This window comes from Streptomyces sp. NBC_00328, assembly GCF_036139655.1.
Taxonomy (GTDB): Bacteria; Actinomycetota; Actinomycetes; order Streptomycetales; family Streptomycetaceae; genus Streptomyces.
In genome coordinates this window covers 1,061,623-1,078,862 of the sequence record NZ_CP108013.1, presented here as the reverse complement: position 1 = coordinate 1,078,862, position 17,240 = coordinate 1,061,623, and the positions used below count along the sequence as shown (strand labels likewise).

At 71.5% G+C, this 17,240-nt stretch carries 12 protein-coding genes and 2 pseudogenes; 6 read left to right on the top strand and 8 right to left on the bottom strand.

Annotation, left to right across the window (positions count from 1 at the left end; all coding sequences use genetic code 11):
• Nucleotides 1-165: 165 nt before the first annotated feature.
• Nucleotides 166-1,086 carry a LysR family transcriptional regulator ArgP gene (locus OG485_RS04600; protein ID WP_328664718.1) on the bottom strand — a complete coding sequence of 307 codons (921 nt, stop codon included), beginning with the start codon at nt 1,084-1,086 and terminating at the stop codon, nt 166-168.
• Nucleotides 1,087-1,152: 66 nt separating this feature from the next.
• Here OG485_RS04600 and OG485_RS04595 point away from each other — a divergent pair, with 66 nt between their 5' ends.
• The 4 genes from OG485_RS04595 to OG485_RS04580 all read left to right on the top strand — a co-directional run bounded on the left by OG485_RS04595 (nt 1,153) and on the right by OG485_RS04580 (nt 4,851).
• Nucleotides 1,153-1,764 carry a LysE/ArgO family amino acid transporter gene (locus OG485_RS04595; RefSeq protein WP_328664717.1) on the top strand — a complete coding sequence of 204 codons (612 nt, stop codon included), beginning with the start codon at nt 1,153-1,155 and terminating at the stop codon, nt 1,762-1,764.
• A 379-nt stretch (nt 1,765-2,143) separates the two neighbouring features.
• Nucleotides 2,144-3,478, top strand: coding sequence for an MFS transporter (locus OG485_RS04590; RefSeq protein WP_328664716.1), 1,335 nt, complete (start codon nt 2,144-2,146; stop codon nt 3,476-3,478).
• Between the two features lie 38 nt (nt 3,479-3,516).
• Nucleotides 3,517-4,335, top strand: coding sequence for a methyltransferase domain-containing protein (locus OG485_RS04585; RefSeq protein ID WP_328664715.1), 819 nt, complete (start codon nt 3,517-3,519; stop codon nt 4,333-4,335).
• A gap of 81 nt (nt 4,336-4,416) precedes the next feature.
• Nucleotides 4,417-4,851 carry a DUF6479 family protein gene (locus OG485_RS04580; protein WP_328664714.1) on the top strand — a complete coding sequence of 145 codons (435 nt, stop codon included), beginning with the start codon at nt 4,417-4,419 and terminating at the stop codon, nt 4,849-4,851.
• Nucleotides 4,852-4,941: 90 nt separating this feature from the next.
• On the opposite strand, the pseudogene OG485_RS04575 reads toward OG485_RS04580, so the two are convergent.
• A pseudogene (locus OG485_RS04575) lies at nt 4,942-5,652 on the bottom strand (ATP dependent DNA ligase); the annotation flags it as partial.
• A gap of 42 nt (nt 5,653-5,694) precedes the next feature.
• Complete coding sequence (locus OG485_RS04570; RefSeq protein ID WP_328664713.1) at nt 5,695-6,588, bottom strand: Gfo/Idh/MocA family protein; 894 nt, start codon at nt 6,586-6,588, stop codon at nt 5,695-5,697.
• A 254-nt stretch (nt 6,589-6,842) separates the two neighbouring features.
• On the opposite strand from OG485_RS04570, the gene OG485_RS04565 reads away from it, so the two are divergent.
• Both OG485_RS04565 and OG485_RS04560 read left to right on the top strand, forming a co-directional pair.
• Nucleotides 6,843-7,631, top strand: coding sequence for a PIG-L deacetylase family protein (locus OG485_RS04565; RefSeq protein ID WP_328664712.1), 789 nt, complete (start codon nt 6,843-6,845; stop codon nt 7,629-7,631).
• A 146-nt stretch (nt 7,632-7,777) separates the two neighbouring features.
• Nucleotides 7,778-9,205: a M1 family metallopeptidase gene (locus OG485_RS04560; RefSeq protein WP_328664711.1), complete on the top strand. Its 1,428-nt coding sequence runs from the start codon at nt 7,778-7,780 to the stop codon at nt 9,203-9,205.
• Nucleotides 9,206-9,237: 32 nt separating this feature from the next.
• Here the strand turns inward: OG485_RS04560 and glgB are convergent, their stop codons facing one another.
• From glgB to OG485_RS04535, 5 genes and pseudogenes are all read right to left on the bottom strand, one after another.
• Nucleotides 9,238-11,400, bottom strand: a complete 2,163-nt coding sequence (glgB, locus tag OG485_RS04555) for a 1,4-alpha-glucan branching enzyme (RefSeq protein ID WP_328674236.1) — start codon at nt 11,398-11,400, stop codon at nt 9,238-9,240.
• A 140-nt stretch (nt 11,401-11,540) separates the two neighbouring features.
• Nucleotides 11,541-12,914: a maltokinase N-terminal cap-like domain-containing protein gene (locus OG485_RS04550; protein WP_328664710.1), complete on the bottom strand. Its 1,374-nt coding sequence runs from the start codon at nt 12,912-12,914 to the stop codon at nt 11,541-11,543.
• Nucleotides 12,915-12,961: 47 nt separating this feature from the next.
• Nucleotides 12,962-14,683: a maltose alpha-D-glucosyltransferase gene (treS, locus tag OG485_RS04545; RefSeq protein ID WP_328664709.1), complete on the bottom strand. Its 1,722-nt coding sequence runs from the start codon at nt 14,681-14,683 to the stop codon at nt 12,962-12,964.
• Nucleotides 14,670-16,676 carry an alpha-1,4-glucan--maltose-1-phosphate maltosyltransferase gene (locus OG485_RS04540; RefSeq protein WP_328664708.1) on the bottom strand — a complete coding sequence of 669 codons (2,007 nt, stop codon included), beginning with the start codon at nt 16,674-16,676 and terminating at the stop codon, nt 14,670-14,672. The genes treS and OG485_RS04540 overlap by 14 nt, the downstream gene beginning before the upstream one ends.
• 99 nt (nt 16,677-16,775) lie before the next feature.
• Nucleotides 16,776-16,967: pseudogene (locus OG485_RS04535) on the bottom strand (DUF5133 domain-containing protein); the annotation flags it as partial.
• Nucleotides 16,968-17,240: the final 273 nt, after the last annotated feature.

The following is a 17,240-nucleotide window of genomic DNA, read 5'->3' as shown; positions in this document are numbered from 1 at the left end:
CAGGGGGATAACACAGCAAGAATGCGCCTCTCGGGCCGTTCACCGCACCTCGACGTCCTCCGCGGCACCGGGAGGTGAGGCCATTCTTCCCGGCCGCGCCCGAATGCGCCCGGCGTGAACATACAGACTCGGGCCCGCTTCGGGAACTGTCGGGAAGCGAGTGATTCAGGAGGCCGGTCCGGGCCGCAGTGCCCCGGCGGCGACGGCCGTCACCGCCTCGGCCAGCGCGCCGAGGGCGGGGAAGTCGAGCTTCCACTGCTGCCAGAAGAGGGGGACGTCGATGCCCCGGCCCGCCGCGAGAGGGACCAGTCTTCCGGCGCGCAGCAGCGGTGCCGCCTGGACCTCTGGCACCATGCCCCAGCCCATCCCGGCCGCCACGGCGTCGACGAACCCCTCCGACGTGGGGACGAAATGGCGCAGCGCGCTCCCGCCGGGACCGCCCGTGAGGGCGCGGACGAAGTCGTCCTGGATGTCGTCGTTGCGGTCGAACGCCACCACGGGGGCGGAGCCGATCAGCTCGCGCAGGGGCGTGCCGGTCGTCGTGCCGAGCCACTGCTCGGCGCAGCCGGGGCTCGCCACCGGCAGATAGCGCATGATCCCGAGGGCGCGCACGGAGCAGCCGGCCACCGGGTCGGGCGACGAGGTGACCGCCGCCATGACGGTTCCCTCGCGCAGCAGGGCCGCGGTGTGGTCCTCGTCCTCCCGGCGCAGTTCGAAGCACAGCCGCAGTTCGCCCGGCACACGGGCGAGCGCCGGCAGGAACCAGGTCGCCAGCGAGTCGGCGTTCACGGCGACCGACAGCCGTGTGGGCTCACCGGATCCGGACATGCCGAGCTCGGCGTGCGCGTCGCGCTCCAGCCGGGCGAGCCGGCGCGCGAAGCGCACCACGATCTCGCCGGACTCGGTCGGGCGCACCGGCTTCGTCCGTGTCAGCAGGACCCTGCCGGTGCGCTGTTCGAGTGACTTGACCCGCTGGCTCACCGCCGAGGGCGTCACATGGAGGGCCGTGGCCGCCGCGTCGAAGGTGCCCTCGTCGACCACCGCGAGCAGTGTGCGCACCTGGTCGAGGGGGAGTTCCGTCATCACGATCGCTAAGGATACGTAAGAATCTTTAGCTGTACTTCCGGCGATCCGTTTTCTAGCGTCGACGGCATGACAGACGCCCTGGCCGCAGCGGTCGCCGGATTCGGCGCCGGCCTCTCCCTCATCGTCGCCATCGGCGCTCAGAACGCCTTCGTCCTGCGCCAGGGCGTCCGCCGGGACGCGGTCCTCGCCGTGGTGGGCATCTGCGCCCTGTCCGACGCGCTGCTCATCGCGCTGGGAGTCGGCGGGGTCGGCGCGGTGGTGGTGGCCTGGCCCGCGGCGCTCACCGCGGTCGGGCTGATCGGCGGCTGTTTCCTCGTCGTCTACGGAGTTCTCGCCGCCCGGCGGGTGCTGAAGCCGTCGGCCCTGCGGGCGGCCACCGACTCCCCGGGCTCCTGGCGCCGTGCCGTCCTCACCTGCCTCGCCCTGACGTGGCTCAACCCGCATGTGTACCTCGACACCGTGTTCCTGCTCGGCTCCCTGGCGGCCGGACGTGGATCGCTGCGCTGGACGTTCGGGCTGGGCGCGGCACTCGCCAGCCTGTGCTGGTTCGTCGCCCTGGGGTTCGGCGCGCGGCTGCTCGGCCGCTTCCTCGCCCGGCCGGCGTCCTGGCGTGTGCTCGACGGACTGGTCGCCACGACCATGATCGCGATGGGCGCCACCCTGATCGCCGGCGCCTGACCCGCCGCACCGCACGTACGGTCGGCACCGCCCGGACCGCCGCAAACGTCCAGCCCGCCGCCCGCCGCCCGCCGCCCGCCGCCCGCCGTCCGCCCCGTGCCGCCCGCCGCCCGCCGCCCGCTCCGCTCCGGGCGCGCACCGTCCCGCAGCGCCGTGCGCCCGGGTGCCCGCACGCCCGGGTGCCCGCACGCCCCGCCGGGGTGTTCCGCCGCGCACTGAGCGTGCGCCGTCGTGCGCCCCTTTGAGGTATCCCGCGCTGCCGTGCGCCGGTCGTGCGACCGGCCCGCAGGGCCGGTCTCCGGGCGCCCCGTGCACCGATCTCGTCCCCCGGGGGACACGCGCCGCCCGCGCTCGGCCATAGTGATCCCCGAATCGAAAGATGTATCGAGCAACCAGGATGAGCGTGGACACGAGCCAGAGCAGTACGGACAGCGGCGCCGCGGAGCCCGACGGGAGGGCGGAGACCGAGCGGCCGGGCCGCTCCGGATGGCGGCGATGGGCCATGGACACCCGGCCGCTGCGCCGTCCCGCCTACCGCCGGCTGTGGTCGTCGACCGCGGTCACCTCCGTGGGCAGCCAGCTCACCGCTGTCGCCGTGCCCAAACAGATCTACGACATCACCGGCTCCTCGGCCTGGGTCGGCTACGCGAGCCTCGCCGGCCTGCTGCCCCTCGTGGTCTTCGCCCTGTGGGGCGGTGCGGTCGCCGACAGCGTGGACCGCCGCAAGCTGCTCCTCGTCACCAACATCGGCATAGCCGTCACCTCCCTGCTCTTCTGGGTCCAGGCCGCCACCCAACTGGAGTCGGTGCTCGTCCTGATGGTCCTGCTCGCCCTCCAGCAGGCGTTCTTCGGCCTCAATTCCCCGGCCCGCAGCGCGTCCATCGCGCGGCTCGTCCCGGCGGACGAACTGCCCGCGGCCAACGCGCTCGGCGCGACCGTCATGCAGACCGGTTCGGTGGCCGGGCCGATGCTCGCCGGTGCCCTCATTCCCCTCATCGGGCTGCCCGAGCTCTATCTGATCGACGCCCTCGCCCTGTGCGTCACCGTGTGGGCCGTCCTGCGCCTTCCGGCACTGCCGCCCCTCACCGGAACGGCCTCCCAGCGCGCGGGCCTGCGCGAAGTGGTGGCCGGTTTCCGCTACATCGCCCTGCACAAGGTGCTGTTGCTGTCCTTCCTCGCCGACATCATCGCCATGGTCCTCGGCATGCCGCGCGCGCTGTTCCCGCAACTCGCCGCCGAGACGTACGGCTCCTACGGCGAAGGACTCGCGCTCGGACTGCTGTTCGCGGCGATCCCCGTCGGCGCGGTCGTGGGCGGACTGATGTCGGGCACCTTCTCCCGCGCCCGCCGGCACGGTCTGATGGTCATCGTCTCCGTCGCGGCCTGGGGCGCGGCCATCGCCGGGTTCGGTCTCAGCGGCAGTCTGTGGCTCGCCGTGGCCTTCCTGGCCGTCGCCGGGGTCGCCGACATGGTCTCCATGGTCTTCCGCGGCGCGATCCTGCTGTCCGCGGCCACCGACGAGATGCGCGGACGGCTCCAGGGCGTCTTCACCGTCGTCGTCGTGGGCGGCCCGCGCGTCGCCGACGTCCTTCACGGCACGGCGGGTTCGGCCCTCGGAGCACCGGCCGCGGTGGCCGGCGGAGGCCTGTTGGTGATCGTGGCGGTGCTTGTGCTCGCTTTTGTCACACCGGCCTTGAGGCGTTACACAATCTGAATACGAAAAACGACCATGGTGGTTCTAGAGTGGCCGCCATGGTGGACACGCGCCCTACGTCGGCATTCCACGCGCAGAACATCAGCGCGGACAGTACCTCCCGTCTGGTGGGAGCCCTGGATGCCCAGGACGTCAACGACGGCGTACAGCGCCTGCGTTCGTGGGCACACGCGGCACTGACCGTGCGGCCCGGGGAGCGGGCGCTCGACATCGGCGCGGGCACCGGATCACAGACCCGGCGGCTCGCGGCGGCCGTGGGTCCGCGCGGCAGGGTGCTCGGCATCGAACCGAACCCCGGACTGCGCGCCGTGGCCGAACAGCGGGGCACCGAGGAACGCAGCGCGGCGCGGTTCGCCGACGGTGACGCCCTCGCCCTGCCGCTGCCCGACGCCACCGTCGACGTGGTGTGGTGCGAGCGGGTTCTCCAGCACCTCGTGGAGCCGGAGAAGGCCGTCTTCGAGATAGCGCGCGTGCTGCGCCCCGGCGGGAGGGTCGCCCTGCTGGACACCGACTGGGCGACCACGATCCTGCACCCCGGCGACCCCGAGACGATCGCCGCGCTCACCACCGGCGCGCTGTCCGCGGCCACCGACCCGTACTCGGGACGCAAGCTGGTCGGACGGCTGACGGCGGCCGGCCTCGTCATCGACGACCGTGGATCGCAGGCGCTGCTCCAGGACCACAAGTCGGTCGCCTGGCCGCTCATCCGCATGCTGGGCGACTCGGCGCTGAGCCGCGGACTCATCGGCGAGACGCAGCGCGACCGCCTGTACGAGGACCTCGCCGAAGCCGCGCGCCAGGGCGGCCTGCACATGTCCGTGACGATGTTCGGAGCCGTCGCGCACCGTCCGGAGTGACCGGGTCCGCGTTCACCGTGTGCCGTCGGCGGTGACCGGGTCCAGGAGCGCGGCGTAGCGTCCGGATTGATCCGGAATACAATGGAATGGCCGTCGCTGACGGGCCAGTACGCAGATTTCCCCTGGTATTGGGGGTACGCGAACACCATGTACACCGCGAGCCAAGAACTGATCGCAGCGAGTTCATCGCTGAACGCGGGCGCCGCTTTCATCGGCGGCCTCATCATCGCCGGTGCCCTCGTCTGGGCCGTCCGGATGGGCATCCGGGTGCGGAACCTGGAATCCCGCCCGCCCACAGCCGAGGAGCAGCCCAGGCTGCCCGAGACCGGGGCGGTGCACGAGGAGCGCGAGATGCGGGAACCCGACGAGGTCCCGCACGCCGCGGACGAGAGTGAGCGGCTCATGCCGTACAACATGCACTCCGCGAGCACCAAACACGCCGATGACCAGCACCGCAAGCGCTGGCAACCAGGATCCAGCGGGTCCTTCGGCAGCGGCGGACCCGGCAGAACCTGACCGGGGCGCGAAGGAGCCGACCGCCGCGAGCGGCCGGCTCCTCCATGTACGCGCACGGCCTCTCATGGAAGCTCGGAAGACCGGTCCTGGGGGGAGATCGGCCGCCGAGTCCTCGGGAGCGAGGCCGGGACGCAGCCGCAGCCACGACGGCTGGCGCAGCAGCCCGGCCCGGGTGCGCGTGCTGTAGCGGACCTCGCCCATCAGCCGGGGCAGCACCCAGTGCGCCTCGGCCGCCCGCGGGACACTGTCGAAGGGGCAGTGGCCTGTCTCGGCGGCCCGCAGCAGCCGGGCCAGTCCGGCACGTTCGGCCTCGCTCCAGCCGGTGCCCACGCTCCCGACGTGGCGCAGCCTTCCCGCGTCGCGCTGGCCCACGAGCACGGCACCGGGCAGTCCCGGCAGACGCCCCTTCCCGGGGACCCAGCCGCCGACCAGGACGTCCGCCGTCCGCATGTTGCGGATCTTGATCCAGGACCGTGAGCGCACGCCGGGCTCGTACACCGAGTCCAGGCGCTCGCAGACCAGCCCCTCGAGGCCGCTCGCCCGTGTCGCCCGCAGGGCCTCTTCGCCATGCCCCACGAGCGCCGTCGGTGTCGACCGGAACGGGCCCTCCGGGGAGAGGCTCTCCAGCGTCTGCCGCCGCCGCGCGTAGGGCCGGCCCGTGAGATCGCCGCCCAGGCGCATGACGTCGAACAGGACGAGACGAGCGGGTGCCTGCTCGGCGCGCCGGGCCGCACTGCCGGGCGACCGGGCGAGGCCCATCCGGGACTGCAGCAGCCGGAAGTCACCGCGTCCCTGGTCGTCCCGGAGCGGTGACCGGGGGCCTCTCAGGGCTGTCCGGGCCCTCTAGCCCTCCAGCGCCTGGGCGATCAGCGTCTGCAGGTACAGCCCGCGGTGGGCGTCGAGGTCGCCCGGCCGGCCCGAGCGGACGGCGGTGGCGAACTCCCGGCGCAGCACGGGCCAGGACTCCTCGTGGTCGAGGGCTCCGGCGTCGAGGACCAGTTCGGGATGCCGGCCGAACAGCTCGACACGGGTGATCCCGCGCTCGACCTCGACCGAGCCCGACAGGGAGGCCTGGCTCACGGCGCCGCTCTCGTGCTCGCAGGTGAGTTCGAGCCAGCGGCGCGGGTCCCCGGCACCGCGCACCCGGACGACCGGCCCCAGTGCCGCGTCCAGCAGGTCCAGCAGATGCGGTCCGAGGTCGAGGAGCGCCCCGTGCTCAAGGCGCCACGGGGTCGCGAAGTCACCGCCCAGGAAGGCACCGCTCAGACCGCAGGAGCGCGCGCCCGAGACGTCCAGGGTCCGTGCCGCGGCGAGGAACCGCCGGACGGCCGGGTGATAGCGGTTCGTCAGGACGAGCTGCGAGACCACGCCCGAGGCGTCGATCGCGTCCACGAGCCCTCGCGCCGCGGACAGGTCGAGCGCCAGCGGCTTCTCCAGGAGCAGGGCCTTGCCCGCCTCGGCGGCCCGTACGGCCAGTTCGGCCTGTACCGCGGGCGGAACCGAGAAGGCCACCGCCTCGCAGCCGTCGAGCAGTTCCTCGAACGTCGCGCTGACATCCGCGCCGTACGGGGCCGCCGTCTCGCGGGCGGCCTCCGGCCGGCGTGCCCACACCGACGTCAGCACGGTCTCGGGTCCGGCGGCGAGCACCCGGGCGTGCACGGCCCGCGCCCAGGGTCCCGCGCCGACGAGCCCCACCCTGACGGGTGTCCGGTTCCAGGCGGGCGAGGTGGTGGTCACGGCTTCTCCTCTGCGCTGTACGGGTTCTGACATGCCGTCGGCGGCCGCGCCCGACGAGGGGAGCGGCCGCGCCCGACGTCGGATCTTCGGACGTGTGGACAGACTTCACCACGGTGTCCCGGTGTTCGGCCAGCGGCTCGACAGCGTCCTCGCCTCCCGGTCGCGCGGGGCACGCGGGGCGCGGGAGCCCGGCGCGTGAACCCGGGAAGCGCGCCTCTGTCGGTCCCCGCCCGCCGCACGTCATCATGCCGGACATGGATCCCACACAGGACAAAGCGGGCTTCGGGGGCGGTGCGGGCCTGCCCGCGCTGCCGGAGGACTGGGAACGGTGTCTCGCCGTGGCCGCCCACCCGGACGACATCGAGTACGGCACGGCCTGTGCCGTCGCGCGCTGGACCGCACAGGGCAAGCGGGTGAGCTATCTGCTGGCGACCAGGGGAGAGTCAGGCATCGACAGCCTGCACCCGGACCGGGCGGCACCGCTGCGGGAGTCCGAGGAGCGGGCCGGCGCACGGCAGGTCGGCGTCGACACCGTCGAGTTCCTCGATCACCGCGACGGCGTCGTCGAGTACGGGACCGGCCTGCGCCGGGAGATCGTGCGCGCGATGCGCCGCCACCGGCCCGAGATCGTGGTGTCCGGCGCGTTCACGGTACGGATGATCGGCGGCATGACCAACCAGGCGGACCACCGGGCGGTGGGCCTGGCCGCCCTCGACGCGGCACGCGACGCGGGAAACCGCTGGATCTTCCCCGAACTCGCCGACGAGGGCCTGGAACCCTGGAACGGCATCCGGATGGTGTGCTTCGCCGGAGCGGAACGGCCCAGCCACGGCGTCGACGTCACCGGCGAACCCCTCGAACGCGGCATCGCCTCGCTGGAGGCACACGCCGAGTACACCAAGGGTCTGGGCGCGGGCGCCTTCGAAGCACGGCCGTTCCTCACCTGGGCGGCCGGTATGGGCGGAGCGGCGCTCGGCGTCGAGTCCGCCGTCCTGTTCGACGTCCACCAGCTCGTCCCGGACGGTCCGCCGCCCTGGGTGTGAGCGCTCCGGACCCATCCACCGGGACGGGGCCGGGCCCGGCGACCGGGGGCGGGTATGGACGCGACTTGACCGGATCGTGGGGGTCGAGGCCGCGAGGGACTCATAGGCTGTGCGCGAGTGATCACCGTCGAACAGGAGGAGCGAACGTGACAGCACGCCCGCACGAGGCCGCACGACGCACAACCGTCCTTCGCCGCGAGGCAGTTGTCGCGGCCGTCCCCGTCGCGCTAGCCGCGCTGCTCACCGCGGCGGGCCCCGCCACAGCGGCCGGGACCGTGGGCTCCGCGGGCGCGGGTGACCCGTACTTCCCTCTGTCGGGCAACGGCGGCTACGACGTCCACCACTACGACCTGACGCTCGGATACGACCCGGGCAGCCGCCACCTCGACGGCAAGGCGGTCATCACCGCCCGGGCCACCGAGCGGCTGACCCGGTTCGACCTCGACCTCAGCGGGCTGAAGGTCACCGGCGTCACCGTCGGCCACGCCAAGGCGGCCTTCCGGCGCGACGGCCGGGAACTCGTCGTCACTCCGAAGGAAACCCTGCGCAAGGGCGAGGAGTTCCGCGTCACCGTCACCTACTCCGGCACCCCGAAGCCGGTCACCGATCCCGACGGTTCCCTCGACGGGTGGATCCCCACGGACGACGGCGCGTTCGTGGCCGGTGAACCGCAGGGCGCGATGACATGGTTCCCCGCCGACAGCCACCCCACGGACAAGGCGTCGTACGACTTCACGCTGACCGTCCCGAAGGGGCGCACCGCTGTCGCCAACGGCGTCCTGCTCGGGCAGCGGACCGCGAACGGCCGGACCACCTTCCGCTGGCGCCAGTCCGAGCCGATGGCGGCCTACCTCGCCACGGCGACCGTCGGCACGTTCAAGGTCGAGCAGTACACCACCCGCGACGGCCTCAAGATCTACAACGCGGTCGACCCCCGCGAGGCGACCGCCGCCGCGCCCGTCGTGAAGAAGCTGCCGTCCGTCCTGGCCTGGGAGAGCAAGCTCTTCGGCCCCTATCCCTTCCGCGCCGCCGGAGCCATCGTCGACCGGGCCCCGCAGGTCGGCTACGCCCTGGAGACCCAGACCCGTCCGGTGTACGACTCCGCGCCCGACCTGGACACCCTCGTCCACGAGAGCGCCCACCAGTGGTTCGGCGACTCCGTCACCCTGACCCGCTGGAAGGACATCTGGCTCAACGAGGGCTTCGCCACCTACGCCGAGTGGCTGTACGCCGAGCAGCACGGCGGCAAGAGCGCGCAGAAGGCCTTCGACGCGCTGTACGCCACCCCCGAGGGCAAGGACCTCTGGGCGTTCCCGCCCGGTGATCCCGGAAACGGCGAGCACATCTTCGAGACGCCGGTCTACGCCCGGGGGGCCATGGTCCTGCACAAGCTGCGCACGGCCGTCGGCGATCCCGCGTTCTTCCGCATCCTGCGCACCTGGGCCACCGTCCACCGCGGCGGGCACGGTACGACGGACCGGTTCATCCGGCTCGCCGAACGGGAGTCAGGCAAGGACCTCACCGCTCTCTTCCACACCTGGCTCTTCACGGCCGGGAAGCCCGCCTCGGCCTGAGACGGGCTTCCCGGCGGCGGCTGCGGTCCGGCTCAGGCCGGCCGCAGCCAGACCGTCGCCAGAGGCGGCAGCGTCAGCTCGATGCTGGTCGGGCGGCCGTGCGTACCGATCGCCTCGGCCTTCACCGGCTCGGGGTCCGTGATGTCGCCGCCGCCGTAGCGCAGGGCGTCGGTGTTGAGGACCTCGCGCCAGGCCGGGATGTCCTCGGGGACGCCGAGGCGGTAGCCGTGGCGGACGGCGGGGGAGAGGTGGGAGACGGCGAGGAGCGGGGTGCCGTCGGCGGCGTGGCGCAGGAAGGCGAAGACGTTGTCGTCGGCGGCGTCGCCGACCACCCAGGTGAAGCCGGACGGGTCGGTGTCGCGTTCCCACAGCGCGGGTTCGTCGCGGTAGAGGGTGTTGAGGTCGCGGACGAGATCCTGGACCCCGCGGTGGTCGGCCTCGGCGCCGTAGGCGGGGTCCAGCAGCCACCAGTCGGGGCCGTGGGCTTCCTTCCACTCGCCTCCCTGGGCGAACTCCTGGCCCATGAAGAGGAGTTGCTTGCCGGGGTGGGCCCACATGAAGGCGAGGTAGGCGCGGAGGTTGGCGCGCTGCTGCCACCAGTCACCCGGCATCTTGGAGACGAGTGACTGCTTGCCGTGCACGACCTCGTCGTGGGAGATCGGCAGGACGTAGTTCTCGCTGTAGGCGTACACCATCGAGAAGGTCATCTCGTTGTGGTGGTACTTGCGGTGGATCGGCTCGTGCTGCATGTACTCCAGCGAGTCGTGCATCCAGCCCATGTTCCACTTGAGGCCGAAGCCGAGACCCCCGTCGGAGGTCGGCCGGGTGACTCCGTCCCAGGCGGTGGACTCCTCGGCGATGGTGACCACGCCGGGATTGCGGCGGTACACCGTGGCGTTCATCTCCTGGAGGAACGTCACCGCGTCGGGGTTGTCCCGCCCGCCGTGTTCGTTGGGAGCCCACTGGCCCTCTTCGCGGGAGTAGTCGAGGTAGAGCATGGAGGCCACGGCGTCGACGCGCAGGCCGTCGATGTGGAACTCCTCGCACCAGTAGGTGGCGTTGGCGACGAGGAAGTTGCGGACCTCACGGCGGCCGTAGTCGAACTCCAGGGTTCCCCAGTCGGGGTGGTCGGCGCGCCTCGGGTCGGCGTGTTCGTAGAGGGGGCGGCCGTCGAACTGGGCGAGGGCCCAGTCGTCGCGCGGGAAGTGGGCGGGCACCCAGTCCATGAGGACGCCGACACCGGCGCGGTGCAGGGCGTCGACGAGGAACTTGAAGTCGTCGGGGGTGCCGAGGCGTGCGGTGGGCGCGTAGAACCCGGTGATCTGGTAGCCCCAGGAGCCGCCGAAGGGGTGCTCGGCGACGGGCATGAGCTGGACGTGGGTGAAGCCGAGGCCGGTGACGTAGGCGGGGAGCTGGTCCGCCAGTTGACGGTAGGTCAGACCTGGTCGCCAGGACGGCAGATGCACCTCGTACACCGAGAACGGCGCCTCGTGCAGCGGGCGTGCCCTCTCCCGCTCCTTCATCCACTTCGAGTCCTGCCACGTGTACGACGACCGGGTCACGACCGACGAGGTCGCCGGAGGCACCTCGGTGCGGCGGGCCATCGGGTCGGCGCGCAGGGTGCGGGATCCGTCGGGGCGCGTGATGTCGAACTTGTAGAGCGTTCCCTCACCCATGCCGGGCAGGAACACCTCCCACACACCGGACGAGCCGAGTGAACGCATCGGGAACCCGGCGGCGCCGTCCCAGTGGCAGAAGTCCCCGCAGACCCGGACCCCTTGAGCGTTCGGGGCCCACACGGTGAAGCGGGTGCCCTCGACCCCCTCGTGGGTCATCGGCTCGGCGCCCAGCGCCCGCCACAGCTCCTCGTGCCGGCCCTCGCCGATCAGATGCAGGTCCAGATCGGCGAGCGCGGGCAGGAACCGGTAGGGGTCCTCCGAAGCGAACTCGGTGCCGTCGTACGTCACCAGCAGGGTGTACGCGGGAATCGCGTCGAGCGGCAGCGCGGCCCCGAAGAGCCCGTCGCCCAGGTCGTCCAGGTCGGTGCGCTGCCCGTCCACCATCACCGCCACGCCCTGGGCGTACGGCCGCAGCGCCCGGAACACCACCCCGCCCGGCACCGGATGGGCACCCAGCAGCGCATGCGGATCGTGATGGGCGCCGGACAGCAGCCGCCCCCGATCCATGGGGTCCAGCGCGGTGTGCTGCGCCGAAGGGGTGACGGGCTTGGCCCGTCGTGCGCGGTTGGATGCGGTGCGGGTCACGGCTTGAGCCTCTCGAAGTGGGGGCGCTGAGGGTGGTCGGTCGGAGCGTCGAGGTGGTCGGTGGTCGGTGGTCAGGGGCGGTCGGCGAGACGTCCGACCGCTGCCATGGGCACGGGCAGCCAGTCGGGCCGGTGCCGTGCCTCGTAGAGCACTTCGTACACGGCACGGTCCGTCTCGTACGCGCGCAGCAGTTCGGGTTCCTCGCGCGGGTCCCAGGCCGCCGCGGCGGCGTAGCCCGAGCAGAAGGCCTCGCGGCAGCGCTCCGCCCACTCCGGACGCCAGGGCTGCCGGGAACGGGCCGCGTAGTCGAAGGACCGCAGCATGCCCGCGACATCGCGCACAGGCGACTGGACACGCCGACGTTCGCTGATCGGGCGGGCCGGTTCACCCTCGAAGTCGATGACCGACCACCGCTGCCCGGCCCGCAGGACCTGGCCGAGGTGGAGGTCACCGTGGATGCGCTGGGCGGGGCGGACCGCGGAGTCCAGCGCGGCGAGCGCGTCGAACGCCGACCGCAACCCGACCGCGTGGGGGCGGAGTTCGGGGACGGAGCGGACCGCGGCGTCGAGACGGCCGTGCATCGCCTCCGCGAGCCGCTGGTTGCGGTAGGGGCTCGGCGCGTCCACGGGGAAGGCCGCGCCCAGGGTCAGATGCACCTCGGCGGTGGCCCGGCCCAGTTCGTACGCCTCGCCCGTGAAGTCCTGCCGCGAGCCGAGGGATTCCAGGGCGAGCGCCCAGCCGTCGGCGGCGTCGCGCAGATACGGCTGCAGGACGCCGAGCGTCGCCTCCTGCGGCTCCGAGGTATGGAACCACGCGGCCGGCGCGGGGACGCGGGTGCAGCCCTGCCGGGCCAGTGCGCGCGGCACCTCCAGGTCCGGGTTGATGCCGGGCTGGACGCGTCGGAAGACCTTCAGTATGAACGCGTCTCCGTAGACAAGTGAAGTGTTGGACTGTTCGGCGTCGAGGAGGCGTGGCGTGAGACCGGACGGCACCGTCACACGAGGATCGCGCTCGAACCGCAGCGGTCCCGCCTTACCCGAACGGCGCAGTCGCTCCAGGAGCAGTCCCGCGGCCTTCGGGTCGTGGAAGGCGTCGTACACGGTCAGGTCGGCCAGCGGGCCGGCGCTCGCCCGGCCGATGACGGCGTGGGCCAGCAGGGGCGGCAGGGTCTTCCGCACTCCGAGCAGCAGTTGGTAGCAGTCCTCGGCAGCGGGAGTGCCGGCCGTGCCGTGGGCGGGCGGGCCGAGGTGCTCGGTGCGGACCAGCACATGCAGGCACCCCGGGTACAGCTCGGTGGTCGACAGCAGCGTCAGATCCGTCACGGGCCTGCCCTTGCCCGCGAACCAGCGCTGCCGCGGCAGCCAGGCCCGCAGCAGCTCGGCCAGCGAGGTGAGCAGCGGAGCGGTGTCGAGGCCGCTCGGACGCTGCAGAGCGGTGTTCGCCATGACGGCACGTCCTTTCAGGGGCGGGCGGGCTGTCGAGGGGTACGCGTTCACGATCGCCTCGTGGTGCCGGGCCCGACCGCGCGGCGCAACCGGAACCAGTAGAAGCCGTGACCGGCGAGGGTGAGCAGGTAGGGCAGCTCGCCGATGGCGGGGAACCGCACGCCGCCGATCAGCTCGACCGGGTGCCTGCCGTCGAACTCGCGCAGGTCGAGCTCGGTGGGCTGGGCGAAGCGCGAGAAGTTGTGCACGCACAGCACCAGGTCGTCCTTGTACTCCCGCAGGAAGGCGAGGACGGCGGGGTTGGAGGAGGGGAGTTCGGTGTAGGAGCCGAGTCCGAAGGCCTTGTTCTGTTTGCGGATCTCGATCATGCGGCGGGTCCAGTGGAGCAGCGAGGAGGGCGACGACATGGACGCCTCGACGTTGGTGACCTGGTAGCCGTAGACGGGGTCCATGATCGTGGGGAGGAAGAGGCGGCCGGGGTCGCTGGAGGAGAAGCCGGCGTTGCGGTCGGGGGTCCACTGCATGGGGGTGCGCACGGCGTCGCGGTCGCCGAGCCAGATGTTGTCGCCCATGCCGATCTCGTCGCCGTAGTAGAGGATCGGGCTGCCGGGCAGGGACAGGAGCAGGGCGGTGAAGAGTTCGATCTGGTTGCGGTCGTTGTCCAGGAGGGGGGCGAGGCGGCGGCGGATGCCGATGTTGGCGCGCATACGCGGGTCTTTCGCGTATTCGGCGTACATGTAGTCGCGTTCTTCGTCGGTGACCATTTCGAGGGTGAGCTCGTCGTGGTTGCGCAGGAAGATGCCCCATTGGCAGTTGCCGGGGATGGCGGGGGTCTTGGCGAGGATCTCGGAGACGGGGTAGCGGGACTCGCGGCGGACGGCCATGAAGATGCGGGGCATGACCGGGAAGTGGAAGGCCATGTGGCACTCGTCGCCGCCGGAGGGGAAGTCGCCGAAGTAGTCGACGACGTCCTCGGGCCACTGGTTCGCCTCGGCCAGCAGCACCGTGTCCGGATAGTGCGTGTCGATGTCGGCCCGGAGCCGCTTGAGGAACTGATGGGTGGCGGGGAGGTTCTCGCAGTTCGTCCCCTCCTCCTGGTAGAGGTAGGGGACCGCGTCGAGCCGGAAGCCGTCGATGCCCAGGTCCAGCCAGAACCGGAGAGCCGCCAGGATGTCCTCCTGGACGGCGGGGTTCTCGTAGTTGAGGTCGGGCTGGTGGGAGAAGAAGCGGTGCCAGTAGTACTGCTTGCGGACCGGGTCGAAGGTCCAGTTGGAGGCCTCGGTGTCGACGAAGATGATCCGGGCGTCCTGGTACTGCTTGTCGTCGTCGGCCCAGACGTAGTAGTCGCCGTAGGGTCCGTCGGGGTGGGCGCGGGACTCCTGGAACCACGGGTGCTGGTCGCTGGTGTGGTTCATGACGAAGTCGATGATGACGCGCATGCCGCGCTGGTGGGCGGCGTCGACGAACTCGACGAAGTCGGCGAGGTCGCCGAACTCGGGCAGGACGGCGGTGTAGTCGGAGACGTCGTAGCCGCCGTCGCGCAGGGGGGACTTGAAGAACGGGGGCAGCCACAGGCAGTCGACGCCCAGCCATTGCAGGTAGTCGAGTTTGGCGGTCAGGCCCTTGAGGTCGCCGATGCCGTCGCCGTCGCTGTCCTGGAAGGAGCGGACCAGGACCTCGTAGAAGACGGCGCGTTTGAACCACTCGGGATCGCGGTCCTTGGCCGGGGTGTCCTCGAACTTGTCCGGGACGGGCTCATTGACCATCATGCGGGGACCCTCCGATCCGCGGTGCCGGGCCGACAGTGAGCACATGTGCACCGCCCGGACCCAGGCGCACAAAGTTGGACCTGCCCCAGTTGTAGGTCTCGCCGGTGAGCTCGTCGCGCACCGGCACGCGCGCGTCCTCGCTCGGAGCGAGTCGCGGCATGTCCAAGGACACTGTCGCCTGCCGGGTGTGGTGGGGGTCCAGGTTCGCCACGACGACCACCGTGTCGTCACCCGAACGCTTGCTGTACGCGATCACGGCATCGTTGTCGACCTGATGGAATCGAAGGTTCCGCATTTCGCGCAGAGCCCTGTGTTCCCGTCTGATCCGGTTCAGCCGGGTGATCAGCGGGGCGATCGTACGGCCCTCGCGCTCGGCGGCTTGCCAGTCGCGGGGGCGGAGCTGGTACTTCTCGGAGTGGAGGTATTCCTCGCCGCCCTGGCGCAGGGGGGTGTTCTCGCAGAGTTCGTAGCCGCTGTAGATGCCCCAGGTGGGGGAGAGGGTGGCGGCGAGGACGGCGCGCAGCGCGAAGGCGGGGCGGCCGCCGGTCTGCAGGAACTCGTGCAGGATGTCGGGGGTGTTGACGAAGAGGTTGGGCCGCATGCGGGCGGCCGAGTCGCCGGAGAGTTCGGTGAGGTACTCCGTCAGCTCCTGTTTGGTGTTGCGCCAGGTGAAGTAGGTGTACGACTGCTGGAAGCCCACCTCGGCCAGGGTCCGCATCATCGCGGGGCGGGTGAAGGCCTCGGCCAGGAAGATCACGTCGGGGTCGGTCGCGTTGACGTCCGCGATCACCTGTTCCCAGAACACGACGGGTTTGGTGTGCGGGTTGTCGACGCGGAAGATCCGCACCCCGTGGTCCATCCAGTGCCGCAGGACGCGTACGGTCTCGGCGACCAGGCCGGGCATGTCCTGGTCGAAGGCGATCGGGTAGATGTCCTGGTACTTCTTGGGCGGGTTCTCCGCGTGGGCGATGGTGCCGTCGGGGCGGTGGTGGAACCATTCCGGGTGCTTCTCCACCCAGGGGTGGTCCGGGGAGCACTGCAGGGCGAAGTCGAGCGCGATCTCCAGGCCCAGGGAGCCGGCCCGGCCGACGAAGGCGTCGAAGTCGTCCAGGGTGCCCAGGTCCGGGTGGATCGCGTCGTGGCCGCCCTCGGGGGAGCCGATGGCCCAGGGCACCCCGACGTCCTCGGGACCCGCGGACAGCGTGTTGTCGGGGCCCTTGCGGTAGGTGGCGCCGATGGGATGGATGGGCGGGAGGTAGACCACGTCGAAGCCCATCTCCGCGATCGCGGGCAGCCGTTCGGCGGCCGTCACGAACGTGCCGTGCACCGGCGGATCGACCTGCCCGCTCTCCGAACGCGGGAAGAACTCGTACCACGCCCCGTACAGCGCCCGCTCCCGCTCCACCAGCAGCGGCAACGGGAGGGAGGGGGTGAGCCGTTCACGCAGCGGATGCTCCGCGAGCGTGGCGGCCACCTCGGGCGCCAGGGCCGCCGCGAACCGCTCGGCCGGGGGCAGGGAGTCGTCGCGCAGGGTGTCCGCGGCGGTCAGCACCGTGTCCCGGCCGGCGCCCTCGGGCACGCCCGCGGCGGCCCGTTCGTGGAGGGCGGCGCCCTCCTCCAGGACCAGCCCGACGTCGATCCCGGCGGGGATCTTGACCCCGGCGGAGCGCCGCCAGCCGGTCACCGGGTCGCTCCACGCCTCCACCCGGTAGGTCCAGTGGCCCGTCGCCGACGGAGTGACATGGGCTCCCCAGCGGTCGGTGCCGGGGGCCAGTTCGCGCATCGGCGTCCACGGGCCGGGGCGCCCGCGCGGATCACACAGGACGACATTGGCACCGACCACGTCATGGCCTTCGCCGAAAAGGGTGGCGGTGACCTGGAAGGTCTCGCCCACAACCGCTTTGGCGGGCCGTCTGCCGCGATCGACGACCGGCCGCACATCCATGACGGGTATGCGGACGGTCTCCGATTTCGCGTCCATGATCGCGTCCATGCGTCTAGCCTCCGCGGTTCTGGGCCGAATCGTCGTTGCCGCGAGAGGCCCTCTCGGTGCGGTCCCTGGGACCGTCGTTCAGATCCGTGCCGGAACGTCCTGCAGATAGACCTCGGCGGCGTTCGCCGCCTCCCGCGCGCAGCGCTTCCCCATCAGGACGCACAGGGTGTAACCGGTGTTCTCGAAGTTCCCCCGCACCACGCGGTCGGCGGGAGTCGCGAGAAGCAGGCGTTCCCACGCCCGGTAGCGCTCCAGATGCCTGGCGACCTCGGCTTTGGCAGGCAGCAGCATCACGCTGGTCACCTTCCCGATCTCTCGACCGCGCACGGCTCGCCTGGCCGGCGGATGAGGGCCGTACGCGAAGGGGAGCCGTTCCGTCACGGAGCGACACCCTCACTCATGGTGCCTGCACAGGGACCGAGCGTCTTGTTGGTTCTTCAACCACATTGGGCTCGCGCTCGGGTTGCACGAATGGAGTAGCCCTCTCATGCTGAGGGTGACTCAGGAGCGATCGGTGCTCACGCTTCGCAATCGGGGCTCGGTCCCGCAGGGGGCGAGGAGGAG

Coding starts and splice junctions, on each gene's coding strand:
- OG485_RS04595 (WP_328664717.1), top strand. CDS start 1,153: ATGACAGACGCCCTGGCCGCAGCGGTCGCCGGATTCGGCGCCGGCCTC.
- OG485_RS04590 (WP_328664716.1), top strand. CDS start 2,144: ATGTATCGAGCAACCAGGATGAGCGTGGACACGAGCCAGAGCAGTACG.
- OG485_RS04585 (WP_328664715.1), top strand. CDS start 3,517: ATGGTGGACACGCGCCCTACGTCGGCATTCCACGCGCAGAACATCAGC.
- OG485_RS04580 (WP_328664714.1), top strand. CDS start 4,417: ATGGAATGGCCGTCGCTGACGGGCCAGTACGCAGATTTCCCCTGGTAT.
- OG485_RS04565 (WP_328664712.1), top strand. CDS start 6,843: ATGGATCCCACACAGGACAAAGCGGGCTTCGGGGGCGGTGCGGGCCTG.
- OG485_RS04550 (WP_328664710.1), bottom strand. CDS start 12,914: ATGGCGAACACCGCTCTGCAGCGTCCGAGCGGCCTCGACACCGCTCCG.
- treS (WP_328664709.1), bottom strand. CDS start 14,683: ATGATGGTCAATGAGCCCGTCCCGGACAAGTTCGAGGACACCCCGGCC.
- OG485_RS04540 (WP_328664708.1), bottom strand. CDS start 16,676: ATGGACGCGATCATGGACGCGAAATCGGAGACCGTCCGCATACCCGTC.